Raw genomic sequence first — 18,495 nt, forward strand, 5'->3', positions numbered from 1 at the left:
CTATCCGTGGAGTTTTAGACCGATAAGTTATAAGGCAAATAGCCGCGATGCCTTGAATCCCTCTATTTGCGTGTGGCTGGTTTACCGCGAACCAAGGCGCGCAGGGCAAACCGATTCGGGTGGCAGGCCTCGGCCACACCCGCTGGAACCGGCAGCGGCTCGTCGCTCAGCCAGGCCGCCAGCAGCTCGCCGCACAGGGGTGCGGTGATCAGCCCGCGTGAGCCGTGGCCGCTGTTAATGTACATGCCCGGCAGCCATGGGCAGGGCGTATTCGGCACTTGCCGGGCGTCTTTGCCAAGCACCGCATAAGCCTGTTGAAACGCTGTTTGGTCGGCCAACGGCCCGACGATCGGCAGGTAGTCAGGGCTGGTACAACGAAACGCCGCGCGGCCTTTCAATTGCTCGGGGGCGAGGTGGTCGGCGCCCAGGCGTTGCAGCAGGTCTGCGGAAATCTCCCGCAGCATGTCGAGGTTGCCCGCATGTTCGGCGACGGTGGGCGTGAGGTCTTCATTATTGAAGTCAAAACTCGCGCCCAGGGTGTGTTCACCCAGTCGCGCAGGGGCCACATAGCCCTCGGCGCAGACCACCGTGGCCAAGCTCGCACTCGCTGCGGTTTGCGCCAGCCGGGTGATTTGCCCGCGAATGCGCTTGAGCGGCAAGTCGGCGCTGGGGGCGAAACGCTTGATCTCGGCCGCACCTGCAAGCACCACCACGCTGGCACTCGCCAGCACGCGGTCACCGTCACGGGCCTGCCACTGGTCATCGACCCGGTGCAACTCAAGCGGATCGTGATGGGTGAGCACTTCAACCAGCGGATGCGCCGCTTGCCAGTGGCACAGCGCAGGTGGATGCACCCAGCCACCTTCCGGGAAAAACAGGCCGCCGTGGGCCAGGTCGATACCGGCCTGTTGTTGCGCGTGTTCACGGTCCAGCAAGTGCAGCAATTCTGGGGGGAACGCCTCAGCCAGTTGCGCCTGGCGCTGAGTTTCTTTGGCGTCGAACGCCAATTGCAGCACGCCGCAGCCATCCCAATCGACGCCACGCTGTAAGTGTTCGAGCAAACGCCGAGTGTGGCCGAAGCCGCTGAGGATCAGCTGGGACAACGCGGTGCCATGCGCCGACAGCTTGAGGTACAGCACGCCCTGCGGGTTGCCGGACGCTTCCTGGGCCAGCTCGGTGTGGCGCTCCAGCAGGCTGACGCGCCAACCGCGTGCGGCCAGGCTGGCGGCGGTGGCGCAACCCGCCAGGCCGCCGCCGATGACCATGGCGTGGCGCTCGCCGTCGATGGCTGGCGGGCGCGCGAACCACGGTTTGGCGGTGGCCGCGGGTGGCGCGTCTTCGGGCCAACCGAGGAATTCACCGCGCAGGATCTCCCACTTATGGCCGATGCCCGGCGTGCGCTTCATCTTGAACCCGGCGGCGTTGATCAGGCGCCGCACCCAGCCGGTGCTGGTGAAGGTGCTTATCGTCGAGCCGGGTGCGGCCAGGCGGGCCAGTTCGGCAAACAGCTCGGCGGTCCACATGTCAGGGTTTTTCGCTGGCGCGAAGCCGTCCAGAAACCACGCATCGACCTGCGCATCCAATTGCGGCAGCTGCTCCAGGGCGTCGCCGATCAACAGCGTCAGGGTCACGCGGCCGTTGGCCAGCACCAGACGTTGGAAACCTGGGTGGATGGCGATGTACTGCGCCAGCAACTGCTCGGCGAAGGGCGCCAGTTCCGGCCAGAGGGCGAGGGCGCGTTGCAGGTCGGTGTGGCTCAGCGGGTACTTTTCGACACTGACAAAATGCAGGCGCGCATCGGCCACCGCGTGTTGCTCGAACAGCTGCCAGGCGCAGAGAAAATTCAGGCCGGTGCCGAAACCGGTCTCGCCAATCACCAAACGCCCACCTGCCGGCAAGGCGGCAAAACGTTCCTGCAAACGGTTCTGTTCGAGGAACACATAGCGGGTTTCTTCAAGGCCCGACTTGTCGGAAAAATACACGTCGTCGAACACCCGCGAGTGCGGGCGACCTTGCTCATCCCAGTCGAGCTGGGCGTGGGTGATGGGGTTCATGGGCGGCTCGAAAAAGACAAGGCCGCCATTCTAGCTGATCAATCGAGGATGAATTGACCCACGGCAAGCGCGGGTGGAATTTCCTCCCGCGTGTTGTTGCCCAATCCGCTAGTCTTGATCCATCTTCAAACGGAGCTGCCCATGTTCGAATCCGCCGAAATCGGTCACGCCATCGACAAAGACACCTACGACGCCGAAGTACCGGCCCTGCGCGAAGCGTTGCTGGAAGTGCAGTACGAGTTGCAGCAGCAGAAGCGCTTCCCGGTGATCATCCTGATCAACGGCGTCGAAGGCGCGGGCAAGGGCGAAACCGTCAAGCTGCTGAATGAATGGATGGACCCGCGCCTGATCGAGGTGCGCACCTTTGACCAACAGACCGACGAAGAACTGGCGCGCCCACCGGCCTGGCGCTACTGGCGGCAACTGCCGGCCAAAGGCCGCATGGGCATTTTTTTCGGCAACTGGTACAGCCAGATGCTGCAAGGCCGGGTGCACGGCGAGATCAAGGACGCACGCCTGGACCAGGCCATCGCCGGTGCCGAGCGCCTGGAAAAGATGCTCTGCGACGAAGGCGCGCTGATCTTCAAGTTCTGGTTCCACCTGTCCAAGAAACAGATGAAGGCGCGGCTCAAGGCTCTGGCCGACGACCCGTTGCACAGCTGGCGCATCAGCCCGCTGGACTGGCAACAGTCCGAGACCTACGACAAGTTTGTGCATTTTGGTGAGCGCATCCTGCGTCGCACCAGCCGCGACTATGCGCCGTGGCACGTGATTGAAGGCGTCGACGCGCATTACCGCAGCCTTACTGTGGGCAAGATCCTGCTCGAAAGCCTGCAAAACGCCTTGAAGCTGACCAAGGGCAAGGCCAGCGGCATGAACCCGGCGCCGTTGCTGGCCTCGGTTGATCACAAGAGCCTGCTCGACAGCCTCGACATGACCTTGCGCCTGGACAAGGACGATTACGAAGAACAGCTGATCACCGAGCAGGCGCGTTTTTCTGGACTGATGCGCGACAAACGCATGCGCAAGCACGCGTTGGTGACGGTGTTCGAAGGCAATGACGCGGCGGGCAAGGGCGGGGCGATTCGGCGTGTCGCGGCGGCGCTGGACCCGCGCCAATACCATATCGTGCCGATTGCCGCGCCAAGCGAAGACGAGCGCGCCCAGCCGTACCTGTGGCGGTTCTGGCAGAAGATTCCGGCGCGCGGCATGTTTACCGTGTTTGACCGCTCGTGGTACGGCCGCGTGCTGGTGGAACGCGTCGAGGGCTTCTGCACCCCGGCGGATTGGATGCGCGCCTACGGCGAGATCAATGACTTTGAAGAGCAGTTGCGCGACGCGGGTGTAATCGTGGTCAAGTTCTGGCTCGCCATCGACAAGCAGACCCAGCTGGAACGCTTCCAGGCCCGCGAGGAAATCCCGTTCAAGCGCTTCAAGATCACCGAAGACGACTGGCGCAACCGCGACAAGTGGGACGACTACCGGGCCGCCGTGGGCGATATGGTCGACCGCACCAGCACCGAAATCGCGCCGTGGACCTTGGTGGAAGCCAATGACAAACGCTGGGCGCGGGTCAAGGTGCTGCGCACCATCAATCGCGCGCTGGAAGAGGCGTTCGAAAAAACCGACAAGCATGACAAGAAGAAAAAGAAATAGCCTTGGCTGAGCTTCCTGTAGTTGGCAGGCTTGCCACAACAAGCCTGCCGCTCACCATGTTTTTGTATATGCCGGGTGAATGATCGTCGCGGTTGGCCAGGGCTGGATCTATCCTCGATTCATCTTCCAACAATGACAAGATCGAGGTAGCCCATGCGTGAAGTAGTGATCGTCGACAGCGTGCGAACCGGCCTGGCCAAATCCTTTCGCGGCAAGTTCAACCAGACCCGTCCGGATGACATGGCCGCCCATTGCGTGAATGCGCTGCTGACCCGCAATGGCATCGACCCGGCGACGGTCGAGGACTGCATCGTCGGCGCCGGCTCCAACGAAGGCGCCCAGGGCTACAACATCGGCCGCAACGTGGCGGTGCTTTCACAGCTGGGCACCGGCACGGCCGGCATGACCCTCAACCGCTTCTGCTCTTCGGGCTTGCAGGCGATTGCCATCGCGGCCAACCAGATTGCCTCGGGCTGCAGCGACATCATCATCGCCGGTGGGGTTGAGTCGATCAGCCTGACCATGAAAAGCGTCAACACCGACAACCTGATCAACCCGCTGCTCAAAGAGCAGGTGCCGGGCATCTACTTCCCCATGGGCCAGACCGCCGAGATTGTTGCGCGCCGCTACAACGTCAGTCGCGAAGAACAGGACCTGTATGCCCTGCAAAGCCAGCAGCGCACTGCCCAGGCTCAGGCCGATGGCTTGTTCGACGATGAAATTGTGCCGATGACGGTCAAGTACAAAATCGAGGACAAGAACACCGGCGCGGTACAAGTGCTGGACGGCGTGGTCGATCGCGACGACTGCAACCGCCCTGACACCACGCTCGCCAGCTTGCAGGGGTTGAAGCCGGTCTTCGCCGAGGACGGCTCGGTGACGGCCGGCAACTCCTCGCAGCTGTCCGACGGCGCTTCGATGACTTTGGTGATGAGCCTGGAAAAAGCCCTGGCGCTGGGCCTCAAGCCCAAGGCGTTTTTCCGTGGCTTTACCGTGGCCGGTTGCGAGCCGGACGAAATGGGCATCGGCCCGGTGTTTTCGGTGCCCAAGTTGCTCAAGGCCAAGGGCTTGCAGGTGGCGGACATCGACCTGTGGGAACTCAACGAAGCCTTCGCCTCGCAATGCCTGTATGCGCGTAACCGCCTGGAAATTGATAACGCCAAATACAACGTCAATGGCGGCTCGATCTCGATTGGGCACCCATTCGGCATGACCGGTTCGCGGCAAGTCGGGCATTTGGTGCGCGAGTTGCAACGGCGCAATCTGCGCTATGGCATCGTCACCATGTGCGTGGGCGGCGGCATGGGTGCCACCGGGCTCTTCGAAGCGGTGCGCTAAATCTCATTGAAGGAATAGGGTCAATGTGGGAGCTGGCTTGCCTGCGATGGCGGTGTATCTGTCGAGATTTTTTGTCTGACCCACCGCTTTCGCAGGCAAGCCAGCTCCCACCTTTGATTTGTGCTGTTCTGGAAAATATCGCTCGCCAAGGCACCCCTTGGTCCCCCTAGAATGCTGCCTCCACTTCCTCAGGCATTCGGGGCACTCATGCACATCTCTTCCGGCCGCTGGGTCTATGGCTTTGGCTTGACCCTGCTGACCGCGTTCCTGTGGGGCATTCTGCCGATCAAACTCAAGCAAGTGCTGCAGGTGATGGACCCGGTGACGGTCACCTGGTTTCGCCTGGTCGTGGCCGGTAGCTGCTTGTTTATCTACCTGGCGCTCACTCGTCGCTTGCCCAGCCGCAAAGTGCTCGGCCCCAAGGGTGGCTGGCTGGTGGCCATGGCGGTGTGCGGGCTGGTGGGCAACTACGTGCTGTACCTGGTGGGCCTGAAAATGCTCAGCCCCGGTACGGCACAGTTGGTGGTGCAGATGGGGCCGATATTCCTGATGGTCGCCAGCGTGTTTGTGTTCAAGGAGCGTTTCAGCCTGGGGCAGGGCGTGGGGCTGGTAGTGCTGATTATTGGCTTTGGGCTGTTCTTCAACCAGCGACTGGTGGAAATGCTCACGTCCCTGGGCACCTACACTGCCGGGGTGCTGACGATCCTGCTGGCCACCACCATTTGGGTGTTTTACGCCTTGGGCCAGAAGCAGTTGCTGACGGTGTGGAATTCGCTGCAGGTGATGATGGTGATCTACCTGTCTTGCGCCGCGCTGCTGACACCGTGGGCGCATCCGCTGGAGGCGCTGCAGCTGAGCCCGCTGCAAGGCTGGCTGTTGCTGGCGTGCTGCATGAATACGCTGGTGGCTTACGGTGCGTTTGCCGAGGCGCTGGCGCATTGGGAGGCTTCGCGGGTGAGTGCGACGTTGGCGTTGACGCCGTTGGTGACGTTTGTGGCGGTGGCGTTGGCGGCGTGGTTATGGCCGGATTTTGTGCAGGCCGAAGAGATCAATGCGTTGGGCTATGTGGGGGCGCTGGTGGTGGTGCTGGGGTCGGCGACTGTGGCGCTGGCGCCGTCGTTGTTGGCTGGGCTCAGGGCTCGGCGGGTGCGCCTGGCGTCTTGATATCTGGCTTGGCGACCGATCCGGTGCCGAAGCTTTATTGTTGTAAACCGGTTCAACTGTGGGAACCCGGTTCAACTGTGGGAGCTGGCTTGCCTGCGATGGCGGCCTCCGAGCCGCCCATTATCTTGCTGACACAGCACATTCCAACTGTGGGAGCGGCGGTGCGACGATTCGACTTGCTCGCGAAGGCGGCCTCCCGGTTGGCTGGGATGTCTAGTCGGAGTACATATCCATTTCTTCGGTAACGGCTACTTAGGGTTCCGCTCTTACAGCGGGTCACTTTTGTAAAGACACAAAAGTAACCAAAAAGTCTTCGCCCCACCACTCGGTGCCTCGCCTAGGCTCGGCATGCCCGCACTCCGGCTTGAATCCGTGGGCCGCCGCGATGGGCCATCCTTGGCCCAGCGCGGCTAACCCGGCGTCCTGCCGGGTTATCCACGGATTCAAGCCTGCGTGCGGCCAGCGTGGTTGATGGGGCGCCTGAGATCAAGATCAAGATCAAAAGCACATCAACAGCAGATCAAAACCTGAGCTTAATGCCCGGCTTCGAGCATGTTTTCCGGGCGTACCCATTGGTCAAACTCTGCATCGGTAAGGAAGCCTAGCGCCAGCGCGGCTTCGCGCAGCGTCAGGCCTTCGGCGTAGGCTTTTTTGGCGATCTGCGCCGATTTGTCGTAGCCGATGTGTGGGTTGAGGGCGGTCACCAGCATCAGCCCGCGCTCCAGGTGTTCGGCCATTTGCTCGGCGTCGGGTTCAAGGCCGGCGATGCAGTGTTCCTGGAAGTTGTTGCAACCGTCGGCCAGCAGGCGGATCGATTCCAGCAGGTTGTGGATGATCACCGGTTTGTACACGTTCAGCTGCAAATGCCCTTGGCTGGCGGCAATGCCGATGGTCACGTCATTGCCGAGTACCTGGCAGGCCAGCATTGACAGCGCTTCGCATTGGGTGGGGTTGACCTTGCCGGGCATGATCGAGCTGCCCGGTTCGTTGGCCGGCAACTTGACCTCGGCCAGCCCGGCGCGTGGGCCGGAGCCCAGCAGGCGCAGGTCGTTGGCGATTTTCATCAAGGCCACGGCCAGGGTTTTCAGCGCGCCGTGCAAGGTTACCAGCGGCTCGTGGCCGGAGAGGGCGGCGAATTTGTTCGGTGCGGTGACAAATGGCAGCCCTGACAACGCGGCCAGCTCGGCGGCAATCGCCTCGCCAAAACCATGAGGCGAATTGAGCCCGGTGCCGACGGCGGTGCCGCCCTGGGCCAGTTCGCACACCGTAGGCAGGGCACTGCGGATCGCGCGTTCGGCGTAATCGAGCTGGGCGATAAAGGCCGAGAGTTCCTGGCCGAAGGTGATTGGCGTGGCGTCCATCATGTGGGTGCGGCCGGTCTTGACCAGTTTCATGTGCCGTGCCGACAGTTCCGCCAGGCCGCCCGAAAGGTTGGTGATTGCCGGCAGCAGTTGTTTGTTCACTGCTTGCACCGTCGCGATGCTCATCGCTGTGGGGAAGCAGTCGTTGGAACTCTGCGAGCGGTTCACATGATCGTTAGGGTGAACCGGGCTCTTGCCGCCACGGGTCTTGCCCGACAGCTCGTTGGCGCGGCCGGCGATCACTTCATTGGCGTTCATGTTGCTCTGGGTGCCGCTGCCGGTCTGCCAGACCACTAGCGGGAACTGGTCGTCATGCTGGCCGTCGAGCACCTCATCTGCAGCCTGTTCGATCAGCCGGGCGATATCGGCAGGCAAATCGCCATTGCGGTCGTTGACCCGCGCCGCCGCTTTCTTGATCAGCGCCAGGGCATGCAGCACCGCCAGGGGCATGCGTTGCTCGCCGATGGCGAAGTTCACCAGCGAACGTTGGGTCTGCGCGCCCCAGTAAGCGTCATCCGGGACTTGGACTTCTCCCAGGCTGTCGGTTTCGATACGGCTCATCGGGCACACTCCTTCAGGTTCGTTTGCGCAGTTTAGGCCGTGATGGGCCAGTGGGGTTCCATAAAAGACTTTTCACCCGCCCCAAGTCCCGCAAAACCCGGCCCAATAAGGGGTGGGGTTGAGACATTTCGTTTTTTAGGCGCAGAATAGCCGCCCTTGGGGGTAATACCTCGCCTGCTAGAAAGGAAACTCGATGACTCGTCTTCGTGCCATCTGTACCGCGGTTGCTCTGGTTTGCGCCAGCGGCCAAGTGTTTGCCGATACCGCCAGCCATAACGCCAGTGCCGAAGCCTTCCTCACCCTGGCCCACGCTGACAAGCTGGGTACCCCGGTGTACATGCAAGTGCAGCAAATGTTTGCCCAGCGTTTCGAACAGACCAAGGCGCCTGCCGCCAAGCAGTCCGTGCTGGACAGCTACCAGGCCAAGGCTAACGCCGCTCTGGACCAGGCTATCGGCTGGCCGAAGCTGAAACCGGACATGGTCAAGCTCTACACCACTAACTTCAGCGAATCCGAGCTCAAGGACCTGGTTGCGTTCTACCAGTCGCCACTGGGCAAGAAAGTCCTGGAAAAAATGCCGCAATTGACTCAACAATCGGCCCAGATGACCCAAGCCAAGCTGGAAAGCGCCGTGCCGGTGGTGAACAAGCTGTTGGAAGACATGACCAACGAGCTGACACCTAAAGCCGCTGCACCGGCCAAGAAGAAGTAAGCAGGAATGACCATGCAACAGCGTATCGAAACGGCGCTCACCGCCTTGAGCCCGCAACACTTGAACGTGCTGGATGAAAGCCATATGCACAGCCGTGGGTTGCAGACCCACTTCAAGGCCGTGCTGGTCAGCCAGCAGTTCGAGGGGCTTAACCGCGTCAAGCGCCACCAGACGGTCTACGCCACCCTGGGTGACCTGATGAGCGAGTTTCATGCGTTGGCGCTGCATACCTACACGCCTGAAGAATGGGCGAAAATCGACGCAGCCCCGGCCTCGCCGACCTGCGCCGGCGGGCATGATTAATGATCAGGTGTCTCTGACACCCGGCATTTGTTAGAATCCGCAACGCGCCGCTTAGCCGGCGCGTTTTTTTTGCATCCGGTTCACCCCTTACGAGGGTAGCCACCTGGAGAGAACACCCATGACTCAACCGATCGTCGTGGCGGCACTGTATAAGTTCGTCACCCTCGAAGACTACGTCGCCCTGCGCGAGCCACTGCTGCAGGCGATGGTCGACAACGGCATCAAAGGCACCTTGCTGATCGCCGAAGAAGGCATCAACGGCACCGTTTCCGGCAGCCGCGAAGGCATTGACGGCCTGATGGCCTGGCTGAAAAACGACCCACGCATGGACGACATCGACCACAAAGAGTCGTACTGCGACGACCAGCCGTTCTACCGCACCAAGGTCAAACTCAAAAAAGAGATCGTGACCCTGGGCGTTGAAGGCGTCGACCCGAACAAACAAGTCGGCACCTACGTCGACCCGCAAGACTGGAACGCGCTGATCAGCGACCCGGAAGTGCTGTTGATCGACACGCGCAACGACTACGAAGTGTCGATCGGCACCTTTGAAGGCGCAATCGACCCGAAAACCACCAGTTTTCGCGAATTTCCCGACTACATTAAAGCCAACTTCGACCCGGCCAAGCACAAGAAAGTCGCCATGTTCTGCACCGGCGGCATTCGTTGCGAAAAGGCCTCGAGCTACATGCTCAGCGAAGGCTTTGACGAGGTTTATCACCTCAAGGGCGGCATCCTGAAGTACCTCGAAGAGGTGCCCCAGGAAGAGACCAAATGGCAAGGCGACTGTTTTGTGTTCGACAACCGCGTGACCGTGCGCCACGACTTGAGCGAAGGCGACTACGATCAATGCCATGCGTGCCGTACACCCGTCAGCGTCGAAGACCGTGCGTCCGAGCATTATGTGGCCGGCATCAGTTGCCCGCATTGCTGGGATAAGCTGCCGGAGAAGACCCGCCGCAGCGCGATTGACCGGCAGAAGCAGATCGAGCTGGCCAAGGCCCGCAACATGCCGCACCCGATTGGCTTTAACTATAAGCAAACCCCTTCCGAGGCCTGACCCATGCCCGCGCGCCTGCTCTATGTGATGGACCCGATGTGTTCCTGGTGCTGGGGCTTTGCCCCGGTGGCCGAGGCGTTGGTTGAGCAGGCCCAGGCCGCAGGCGTGGAGCTGCACCTGGTAGTGGGCGGTCTGCGTACCGGCAGTGGTGCGGCGCTGGAGCCGACCACTCGGCGCTATATCCTTGAGCACTGGCAGGCGGTCACCGAGGCCACCGGCCAGCGGTTCAAGCGTGACGGCGCGTTGCCCGACGGCTTTGTCTATGACACCGAGCCTGCGTGTCGGGCCATCGTCACCGCGCGCAGCCTGGCACCGGATTGCGCCTGGAAGCTGTTGGGGCTGATCCAGCGCGCGTTTTATGTCGAGGGCCGCGACGTGACCCTCGCCAGCGTGTTGGTCGAACTGGCCGAGCAGGCCGGCATCCCGCGCATCGAGTTCGCCGGTGCGTTCGACCGTGCCGAGCAGCATGCCGCCACAGCCGCCGATTTCACTTGGGTGCAGGATTTGGGTATCGCCGGTTTCCCCACCCTGTTGGCCGAGCGTAATGGCCAGCTGGCGCTACTGACCAACGGCTACCAGCCGCTGTCCGAGCTGTCGCCTTTGCTCGCCCGATGGCTGGAGCGAGCCACCTGTGCATGACACGCCTGGGCAAGACCAACCTCAACGCACCGACCGACTGACCTGGGCAGAAATTCGCCGCCTGGCCCTGCGGCACAAGAAATCCCTGTGGATCGCCAATGGCGTCGCCGTGCTGGCGACTCTGTGCAGTGTGCCCATCCCATTGCTGTTGCCCTTGCTGGTAGACGAAGTGCTGCTGGGCCGTGGCGACGCAGCGCTCAAGGTGATGAACAACGCATTGCCCCTGGGCTGGCAGAAGGCTGCCGGTTATATCGGCCTGATGTTGCTGGTGACGCTGTGCCTGCGTTGCGGTGCGCTGGTGTTCAACGTGGTGCAGGCGCGGTTGTTTGCGCGGCTGGCCAAGGACATTGTGTACCGCATTCGGGTGCGGCTGATCGAACGGCTCAAGCGCATTTCCCTTGGCGAATACGAAAGCCTGGGCAGTGGCACCGTCACCACGCACCTGGTCACGGATTTGGACACGCTGGACAAGTTTGTCGGCGAAACCCTCAGCCGTTTCCTGGTGGCCATGCTGACCCTGGTCGGCACCTCGGCGATTCTGGTGTGGATGCACTGGCAGCTGGCGTTGTTGATCCTGCTGTTCAACCCGTTGGTGATCTACGCCACCGTGCAGTTGGGCAAGCGCGTCAAACACCTTAAGAAGCTGGAGAACGACAGCACGTCGCGCTTCACCCAGGCGTTGACCGAAACCCTCGACGCCATCCAGGAAGTGCGTGCCGGCAACCGCCAGGGCTTTTTCCTCGGGCGCCTGGGCCAGCGTGCCCAGGAAGTGCGCGACTACGCGATCCACTCACAATGGAAAACCGACGCCTCCAGCCGCGCCAGTGGCTTGTTGTTTCAGTTCGGAATCGACATTTTCCGCGCGGCGGCGATGCTCACGGTGCTGTTTTCGGACCTGTCCATCGGGCAGATGCTCGCGGTGTTCAGCTACCTGTGGTTCATGATCGGGCCGGTGGAGCAACTGCTGAACCTGCAATATGCGTTCTACGCGGCAGGCGGCGCGCTGACGCGGATCAACGAGCTGCTGGCGCGTGCCGACGAACCCCAATACGCCGGTGGCGCAGACCCGTTCACCGGGCGTGAGACCGTGGGTATCGAGGTGCGCGGGCTGGATTTTGGCTACGGCGAAGAACTGGTGCTCAACCAGTTGAACCTGGCCATTGCGCCGGGTGAGAAGGTGGCGATTGTCGGCGCCAGCGGCGGCGGCAAAAGTACCCTGGTGCAACTGTTGCTCGGGCTCTACACACCGCAGGCCGGCAGCATTCGTTTCGGCGACGCGACCCAACAGGAAATCGGCCTTGCGACCATCCGTGAGAACGTTGCCGTGGTGCTGCAACACCCGGCGTTGTTCAACGACACCGTGCGCGCCAACCTGACCATGGGCCGCACGCGTTCGGACCAGGCATGCTGGCAGGCGCTGGAAATCGCCCAGTTGGACGCCACCGTCATGGCATTGCCGTTGGGCCTTGACAGTGTGGTCGGACGCTCCGGCGTGCGTTTTTCCGGCGGCCAGCGCCAACGCCTGGCCATCGCCCGGATGGTGCTGGCTGAGCCGAAAGTGGTGATTCTGGATGAGGCCACCTCGGCACTCGATGCGGCGACCGAGTACAACCTGCACCAGGCGCTGGCACGGTTTCTCAGTGGGCGTACTACACTGATCATCGCGCACCGGCTGTCGGCGGTGAAACAGGCGGACCGCGTGTTGGTGTTCGATGGCGGGCATATCGCCGAGGATGGCGACCATCAGCAATTGATCGCGGACGGCGGGTTGTACGCCAAACTCTATGGGCATTTGCAACAAGTGCGCTGAATTAGCCTAGGCTGTGCTATCGGGAGCGGATTTTCGCGTGCGTATTCAGCTGTGCATGTGCAAGGGACTTCATGAAGCAAAAGCGTACTCTCGGAACGCCTCGGCTGCTGGGCATTGTCTGGCCCTTTATCGCCGTTGTGCTGTTCCAGGCATTGTTAGGCTGCGTCAGTCTCTACGTGCTTTCAGCGGTGCGCGGGTATGTGGCGGGCGAGAGCCTGTGGTCCAAGGGCCAGAAAGATGCCATCTACTACCTGACGCTTTACGCTGATAATCGCGACCCCGCTACCTACCTCAAGTACCAGCAAGCCATCGCCGTGCCCCAAGGCGGGCATGAGTTGCGTATTGCACTGGACCGCCCCGCACCCGACCTGCCTGCGGCGCGCCAGGGGATCCTCAAGGGCGGTAACCACCCGGACGACGTTTCCAGCCTGATCTGGCTGTACCTCAACTTTCGCCATTTCAGCTACCTGGAAAAAGCCATTGAGTTGTGGACCGTGGGCGATAGTTACCTGGTGCAATTGGATGACCTGGCCCAGGCGATGCACCGGGCGATCAGCAGTAATCAGGTCAGCGGCAGCGATGTAAGGAACTGGAAGGCACGCATCACCGCTATCAACGATGGCGTCACGCCGGCCGCCAAGGCGTTCAGCGATGCCTTGGGCGAAGGCTCGCGAGTCATCCTGCGGCTGCTGTTGATCACCAACCTGACCACCGCCCTGGGCCTGATTGCCCTGGCGTTGCTGCGCACGCACAAATTGCTGGCCCAGCGCCACGCGTTCGCCAACGCGCTGCAGGCGGAGAAAGAGCGAGCGCAGATTACCCTGGAATCGATTGGCGACGGCGTGATCACCACCGACGTCGACGGCGCCATCGCCTACATGAACCCAGCGGCCGAGGCGCTGACCCACTGGACGACGGCCCAGGCCCAAGGGTTGCCCCTGGCGGCGTTATTCAGCCTGCTCGATGAAAATGCCGAGCCCGACGGATTTACGCTGGTCGAGCACATTATCAAGGGCGAATTCAGTGGCGGCAGCGAGCATTCCAAGCTGATCCAGCGGGTGGACGGCAGCACGGTGTCGGTGACGCTGGTGGGCGCGCCGATCCGCAGTGCCGGCAAGGTCAGTGGCGCGGTGCTGGTGCTGCACGATATGACCCGGGAGCGCCAATACATTGCCAACCTGTCGTGGCAGGCGACCCACGATGCCTTGACGGGCCTGGCCAACCGTCGCGAATTCGAGTTCCGCCTGGAACAGGTGCTGCAACAGGTGGCGCGCCAGAAAAACCCGCGACATGCCTTGATGTTCCTCGATCTGGACCAGTTCAAGCTGGTCAACGACACCTGTGGGCATGCCGCGGGGGATGAGTTACTGCGGCATATCTGCGCGTTGCTGCAATCGGACCTGCGCGAAGGTGACACCCTGGCGCGCCTGGGCGGCGACGAATTTGGCATCTTGCTGGAGAACTGCCCGGCACCGGTCGCGGAAAAAATCGCCGAGAGCCTGCGCCATACTGTGCAAAACCTGCATTTCGTGTGGAAAGGTCGGCCGTTCATGACCACCGTCAGTATTGGCCTGGTGCATATCTCACAGACGCCGACCACCTTGGAGACATCGCTGCGCGCCGCCGACATGGCGTGTTACATGGCCAAGGAAAAGGGCCGCAACCGCGTGCAGGTCTACCACGCCGATGACTCGGAGTTGTCTCTGCGCTTCGGTGAAATGGCCTGGGTGCAGCGCCTGCACATGGCCTTGGAGGAGAATAGGTTTTGCCTGTATGCGCAGGAAATTTCGCCTTTGGGGCACACCGATGGCGGCAATGGGCATATCGAAATTCTGCTGCGCCTGCACGATGAAGCCGGTCGGATCATTCTGCCGGACAGTTTTATCCCGGCGGCCGAGCGCTACGGCCTGATGACGTCGCTGGACCGCTGGGTGGTCGAGAACGTGTTCAAGATTATCGCCAACTGTTTACGCGAGCGGCCAGGCCGGCCAATGGCGATGTGTGCGATTAATCTGTCAGGTATAACCATTGGTGATGACGATTTTCTCGGTTTTTTACGTGAGCAATTCGCGGCTTATAACATTCCACCGGCAATGATATGTTTTGAAATAACTGAAACCAGTGCTATTGCGAATTTGGGTAGCGCCATTCGTTTTATTAATGAACTCAAAGCGTTAGGTTGTCATTTCTCACTTGATGACTTTTGTGCCGGAATGTCCTCATTCGCCTATCTCAAACATTTACCTGTAGACTTCCTGAAGATCGATGGAAGTTTCGTAAAGGATATGCTGGACGACCCGATTAACTGCGCCATGGTCGAAGTGATCAATCACATCGGCCACGTCATGGGTAAGCGCACAATTGCAGAGTTTGTTGAAACGCCACAGATCGAACAGGCTTTACTTGAGATCGGTGTGGATTACGCTCAGGGCTACCTGATTGAACGCCCGCAATTGTTTACCTTTGATAGCTTGCAGTGTCGACCTGTGCGGCCGCAGCCTCTGTTATTCAAGGCGCCCGGCACATTCCGCTGAAACAACTGCTGGTCTGTACAATCACACTTTAAAAGGAGCCTTACAGTGATCGACACCTTCAACAGAACCGGCCCGCTTATGGAAGCCTCAAGTTACCCTGCCTGGGCGCAAGAATTGATCCAGGCCTGTAGCGAGAGCAAGCGCCGAGTTGTCGAGCACGAACTGTATCAGCGCATGCGTGACAACACGCTCAGCGCCAAGACCATGCGCCATTACCTTATCGGTGGCTGGCCAGTGGTGGAACAGTTTGCCTTGTACATGGCACAAAACCTGACCAAGACCAAGTTTGCCCGCCATCCTGGGGAGGATATGGCGCGCCGTTGGCTGATGCGTAATATTCGCGTGGAACTGAACCATGCCGATTACTGGGTACATTGGGCCCGCGCCCATGGCGTCAGCCTTGAAGAGCTGCAAGCGCAGAACGTACCGCCTGAATTGCACGCACTGAGTCATTGGTGCTGGCATACCAGCTCGGCCGATTCGTTGATCGTGGCGATTGCTGCGACCAACTACGCCATCGAAGGGGCGACGGGGGAGTGGTCCGCCGTGGTGTGTTCTACCGGCGTGTATGCGGCCGCCTTCCCTGAGGAAGATCGCAAGCGCGCGATGAAGTGGCTGAAGATGCACGCCCAGTACGACGACGCCCACCCGTGGGAAGCCCTGGAAATTATCTGCACCCTGGCGGGGATGAACCCGAGCAAACCCCTGCAGGAAGAACTGCGCCAGGCCGTGTGCAAGAGCTACGACTACATGTTCCTGTTTCTGGAAAGTTGCATGCGCTTGGAGAATGAGAAAGCCAAGGATACGGCGCCCGTAGCGATTCGCGAGCGTCAGGCACGCGTCGCCAGCGAGGCGTGATCCAAGCGTGGTGGCGGGGTGTTTACCCCGCCATTGCCAAGCGGTTGCGGCCTTCGCGCTTGGCCACGTACAAGGCGCTGTCAGCGCGGCGCAGCAGGCTGTCGGCAGACTCGGCGGCCAGCAAGGTTGAGCAACCCAGGCTCACCGTCAATTCAATCTTGGTGTCATCCGCCCAATAATCCTGAGCCTGTGCAGCCCGGCGCAAGCGCTCGCCGACCATGCTGGCGGCATCCCGGCCGGTGTTCGACAGCAGGATCAGAAACTCTTCGCCGCCAAACCTGAACACCATGTCCACGTTGCGCAGCTGGCTTTTGATCGAACCGGCCACGGCGCGCAGTACCTTGTCGCCAGCCGCATGGCCGTGGGTGTCGTTGATATTCTTGAAGTGATCGATGTCCAGCATCAGCAACGACAGCGGGCTCATGTGTCGCCGGGCCATGTCGATTTCCCGTTGCAGGGTCTGGTCCATGGCAATGCGATTGCCGGTTTCGGTCAACGGATCGCGCAGTGCGCTGCGTGTGGCGGCGCGGTAGAGCAGGGCGTTGCGCATCGGGTAGAGCAAGGTGGCCAGCAGCGCTTCCAATTGGCTCAGTTCGTCGTCCATCAAGCGTTGGTTGCGACGGAATATCAGCTCGCCTAAATGCTCGCCTTCATGGCTCAAGGTGTAGCTCACCGAGTGGTGGCCGCGATGGCCAAATTCCAGGCGCAGGTCGCTGGCTTCATGGCGATACTGCAAGGCGTCCAAGGGCACCAGGCGCTGGATCTCACGAAAGAACAGGCCAAGGATGCGTTCCGGCTCCAGGCTGGTCTGCAATTGCTGACCCAGTTGCTGGCGCAGTTCGTTGAAGGTGACGGGGCGACGGGGACGAAGGGATGGTTGACCAAACCCCAGGCGTTGCAATTTGGCACTGTCGAAGTCAATTGCGTTGGTCTGGGTCGGTGATTTCATAAGCTGACGGCCTCTAAGCACTTAACTGTCTTACAGGCTCGATGAGAGTGGCGAATGCCAAGCGTCTTACTGTTCCTTCAGTTCCGTAAAACATTGGAAACAGTTTAAACCGCTTTTCCCGGGGTTATAACCCCTGGGCCCTGCCACACGTCTTGTCATCGCTTAACCTGCTGGATTGGGTTAGAGCGAGATTCATGCCACTTCGTTTAACTTATTAAAACTCTTTATAAATCAACGACCGTTTTTAAAGGCAAAAACGGCCGTCAGCGAATGGCGCCGGTTATTTGGCTGATTGAACCAACGTTGTGTGGTCAATCTGATCGATTGAGGTGACGCCGGTCAACGTCATGGCTACCCGCATTTCCTTGGCGAAGATATCCAGCAGGTTTTCCACCCCGCGCTGGCCATCGGCAGCCAGTGCATAAGCGTTGGCGCGCCCGAGCAGGCAACCCTTGGCGCCCAGGGCGAGCATGCGCACCACATCGAGCCCGGAGCGAATGCCCGAGTCCACCAGCACCGTGAGGTCATCGCCTACCGCTTCGGCAATCGGCGGCAAGGCTTTGGCGGTGGACAGCACGCCGTCCAGCTGGCGGCCGCCGTGGTTGGAGACGACGATGCCATCCGCGCCGAAACTCACGGCGTCCTTAGCGTCCTGTGGGTCGAGAATGCCTTTGATGATCATCGGGCCTTTCCAGAACTCGCGGATCCACTCCAGGTCTTTCCAGCTGATCGACGGGTCGAAATTGTTCGCCAGCCAGCCGATGTAGTCTTCCAGGTGCGTCGGCTTGCCGAGGTATTTGGAAATATTGCCCAGGTCGTGCGGGCGGCCCATCAGCCCCACATCGAAGGCCCATTGCGGCTTGGTCACAGCTTGCAACATGCGCCGCGAAGCGGCGAACGGCCCGGACATGCCCGAGTGCGCATCGCGGTAGCGTGCACCCGGCGTGGGCATATCGACCGTGAACACCAGCGTGGTCACACCGGCCGCCTGCGCGCGCTCCAGGGCGTTGCGCATAAAGCCGCGATCCTTGAGCACATACAGTTGGAACCAGATCGACTGCGGGCTTTGCGATGCCACCTCTTCAATCGAGCACACCGACACCGTCGACAAGCAGAACGGCACGCCCTTGTTCGCCGCCGCCTTGGCGGCCTGCACCTCACCACGCCGCGCGTACATGCCCGTCAGGCCGACCGGGCTGAGAATGACCGGCATGGCCAATTCCTGGCCGAACAAGGTGGTCTTCAGGCTGAGGTTGTCGACATTGCGCAGGATGCGTTGGCGCAGGCTGATCTCGGCCAGCTCCGAACTGTTGGCGCGCAGCGTGTGCTCGGCGTAGGCGCCACCGTCGATGTAATCGAACAGAAAGCGCGGCAGCTTGCGCTTGGCGGCTTCACGGTAGTCGGAGGCGGACGAGATAATCATGAACGGGTTCTCCATAGCGCAAGGTCGCTCCACCATAAGCAAAAAGCTGGCATGATAAAAACAACTTTTCTTA

At 60.9% G+C, this 18,495-nt stretch carries 14 protein-coding genes; 10 read left to right on the top strand and 4 right to left on the bottom strand.

The genetic code is table 11. The features are described 5' to 3' along the window. Positions 1–62 precede the first annotated feature (62 nt). Positions 63–2,054 carry a bifunctional tRNA (5-methylaminomethyl-2-thiouridine)(34)-methyltransferase MnmD/FAD-dependent 5-carboxymethylaminomethyl-2-thiouridine(34) oxidoreductase MnmC gene (mnmC, locus tag L8I05_RS02405; RefSeq protein ID WP_242167064.1) on the bottom strand — a complete coding sequence of 664 codons (1,992 nt, stop codon included), beginning with the start codon at positions 2,052–2,054 and terminating at the stop codon, positions 63–65. Between the two features lie 141 nt (positions 2,055–2,195). On the opposite strand from mnmC, the gene pap reads away from it, so the two are divergent. From pap to L8I05_RS02420, 3 genes are all read left to right on the top strand, one after another. Then, complete coding sequence (pap, locus tag L8I05_RS02410) at positions 2,196–3,710, top strand: polyphosphate:AMP phosphotransferase (RefSeq protein WP_242167065.1); 1,515 nt, start codon at positions 2,196–2,198, stop codon at positions 3,708–3,710. Positions 3,711–3,863: 153 nt separating this feature from the next. Beyond that, complete coding sequence (locus tag L8I05_RS02415; RefSeq protein WP_242167066.1) at positions 3,864–5,048, top strand: thiolase family protein; 1,185 nt, start codon at positions 3,864–3,866, stop codon at positions 5,046–5,048. 207 nt (positions 5,049–5,255) lie between these two features. Beyond that, positions 5,256–6,212, top strand: coding sequence for a DMT family transporter (locus L8I05_RS02420; protein ID WP_159958453.1), 957 nt, complete (start codon positions 5,256–5,258; stop codon positions 6,210–6,212). Positions 6,213–6,745: 533 nt separating this feature from the next. On the opposite strand, the gene L8I05_RS02425 is transcribed toward L8I05_RS02420, so the two are convergent. Next, on the bottom strand, positions 6,746–8,134 hold the full coding sequence (locus L8I05_RS02425; RefSeq protein WP_242167067.1) for a class II fumarate hydratase: 1,389 nt from the start codon (positions 8,132–8,134) through the stop codon (positions 6,746–6,748). 193 nt (positions 8,135–8,327) lie between these two features. Between L8I05_RS02425 and L8I05_RS02430 the strand changes: the two genes are divergently transcribed. From L8I05_RS02430 to L8I05_RS02460, 7 genes are all read left to right on the top strand, one after another. After that, a complete protein-coding gene (locus L8I05_RS02430) occupies positions 8,328–8,846 on the top strand; it encodes a DUF2059 domain-containing protein (RefSeq protein WP_003236690.1) in 519 nt (172 codons plus the stop codon). Positions 8,847–8,852: 6 nt separating this feature from the next. Beyond that, on the top strand, positions 8,853–9,149 hold the full coding sequence (locus tag L8I05_RS02435) for a BolA family protein (protein WP_197627317.1): 297 nt from the start codon (positions 8,853–8,855) through the stop codon (positions 9,147–9,149). 118 nt (positions 9,150–9,267) lie between these two features. Then, on the top strand, positions 9,268–10,209 hold the full coding sequence (locus tag L8I05_RS02440) for a rhodanese-related sulfurtransferase (RefSeq protein ID WP_159958447.1): 942 nt from the start codon (positions 9,268–9,270) through the stop codon (positions 10,207–10,209). 36 nt (positions 10,210–10,245) lie between these two features. Beyond that, the gene (locus tag L8I05_RS02445; RefSeq protein ID WP_242167467.1) at positions 10,246–10,848 is read left to right on the top strand and encodes a DsbA family protein; all 603 of its coding nucleotides are present in this window, start codon (positions 10,246–10,248) and stop codon (positions 10,846–10,848) included. Further along, positions 10,841–12,658 carry an ABC transporter ATP-binding protein gene (locus L8I05_RS02450; RefSeq protein ID WP_242167068.1) on the top strand — a complete coding sequence of 606 codons (1,818 nt, stop codon included), beginning with the start codon at positions 10,841–10,843 and terminating at the stop codon, positions 12,656–12,658. Before L8I05_RS02445 ends, L8I05_RS02450 begins: the two co-directional genes overlap by 8 nt. A gap of 71 nt (positions 12,659–12,729) precedes the next feature. After that, on the top strand, positions 12,730–15,192 hold the full coding sequence (locus L8I05_RS02455; RefSeq protein ID WP_242167069.1) for an EAL domain-containing protein: 2,463 nt from the start codon (positions 12,730–12,732) through the stop codon (positions 15,190–15,192). Positions 15,193–15,237: 45 nt separating this feature from the next. After that, positions 15,238–16,050 carry an iron-containing redox enzyme family protein gene (locus L8I05_RS02460; protein WP_242167070.1) on the top strand — a complete coding sequence of 271 codons (813 nt, stop codon included), beginning with the start codon at positions 15,238–15,240 and terminating at the stop codon, positions 16,048–16,050. A 22-nt stretch (positions 16,051–16,072) separates the two neighbouring features. Here the strand turns inward: L8I05_RS02460 and L8I05_RS02465 are convergent, their stop codons facing one another. After that, a complete protein-coding gene (locus L8I05_RS02465; RefSeq protein ID WP_242167071.1) occupies positions 16,073–16,999 on the bottom strand; it encodes a GGDEF domain-containing protein in 927 nt (308 codons plus the stop codon). 280 nt (positions 17,000–17,279) lie between these two features. Next, positions 17,280–18,422: an FMN-dependent L-lactate dehydrogenase LldD gene (gene lldD / locus L8I05_RS02470; RefSeq protein ID WP_242167072.1), complete on the bottom strand. Its 1,143-nt coding sequence runs from the start codon at positions 18,420–18,422 to the stop codon at positions 17,280–17,282. Positions 18,423–18,495 lie beyond the last annotated feature (73 nt).

The organism is Pseudomonas sp. MONT-RG-20F-20-E-7-02, assembly GCF_022662395.1.
Taxonomy (GTDB): domain Bacteria; phylum Pseudomonadota; class Gammaproteobacteria; order Pseudomonadales; family Pseudomonadaceae; genus Aquipseudomonas.

What these genes read in the sequence shown, in the direction of transcription:
- L8I05_RS02420 (WP_159958453.1), top strand. Translation starts at nt 5,256, where the DNA reads ATGCACATCTCTTCCGGCCGCTGGGTCTATGGCTTTGGCTTGACCCTG.
- L8I05_RS02445 (WP_242167467.1), top strand. Translation starts at nt 10,246, where the DNA reads ATGTGTTCCTGGTGCTGGGGCTTTGCCCCGGTGGCCGAGGCGTTGGTT.
- L8I05_RS02465 (WP_242167071.1), bottom strand. Translation starts at nt 16,999, where the DNA reads ATGAAATCACCGACCCAGACCAACGCAATTGACTTCGACAGTGCCAAA.
- L8I05_RS02435 (WP_197627317.1), top strand. Translation starts at nt 8,853, where the DNA reads ATGACCATGCAACAGCGTATCGAAACGGCGCTCACCGCCTTGAGCCCG.
- lldD (WP_242167072.1), bottom strand. Translation starts at nt 18,422, where the DNA reads ATGATTATCTCGTCCGCCTCCGACTACCGTGAAGCCGCCAAGCGCAAG.
- L8I05_RS02415 (WP_242167066.1), top strand. Translation starts at nt 3,864, where the DNA reads ATGCGTGAAGTAGTGATCGTCGACAGCGTGCGAACCGGCCTGGCCAAA.
- L8I05_RS02455 (WP_242167069.1), top strand. Translation starts at nt 12,730, where the DNA reads ATGAAGCAAAAGCGTACTCTCGGAACGCCTCGGCTGCTGGGCATTGTC.
- L8I05_RS02425 (WP_242167067.1), bottom strand. Translation starts at nt 8,134, where the DNA reads ATGAGCCGTATCGAAACCGACAGCCTGGGAGAAGTCCAAGTCCCGGAT.
- mnmC (WP_242167064.1), bottom strand. Translation starts at nt 2,054, where the DNA reads ATGAACCCCATCACCCACGCCCAGCTCGACTGGGATGAGCAAGGTCGC.
- L8I05_RS02430 (WP_003236690.1), top strand. Translation starts at nt 8,328, where the DNA reads ATGACTCGTCTTCGTGCCATCTGTACCGCGGTTGCTCTGGTTTGCGCC.
- L8I05_RS02440 (WP_159958447.1), top strand. Translation starts at nt 9,268, where the DNA reads ATGACTCAACCGATCGTCGTGGCGGCACTGTATAAGTTCGTCACCCTC.
- pap (WP_242167065.1), top strand. Translation starts at nt 2,196, where the DNA reads ATGTTCGAATCCGCCGAAATCGGTCACGCCATCGACAAAGACACCTAC.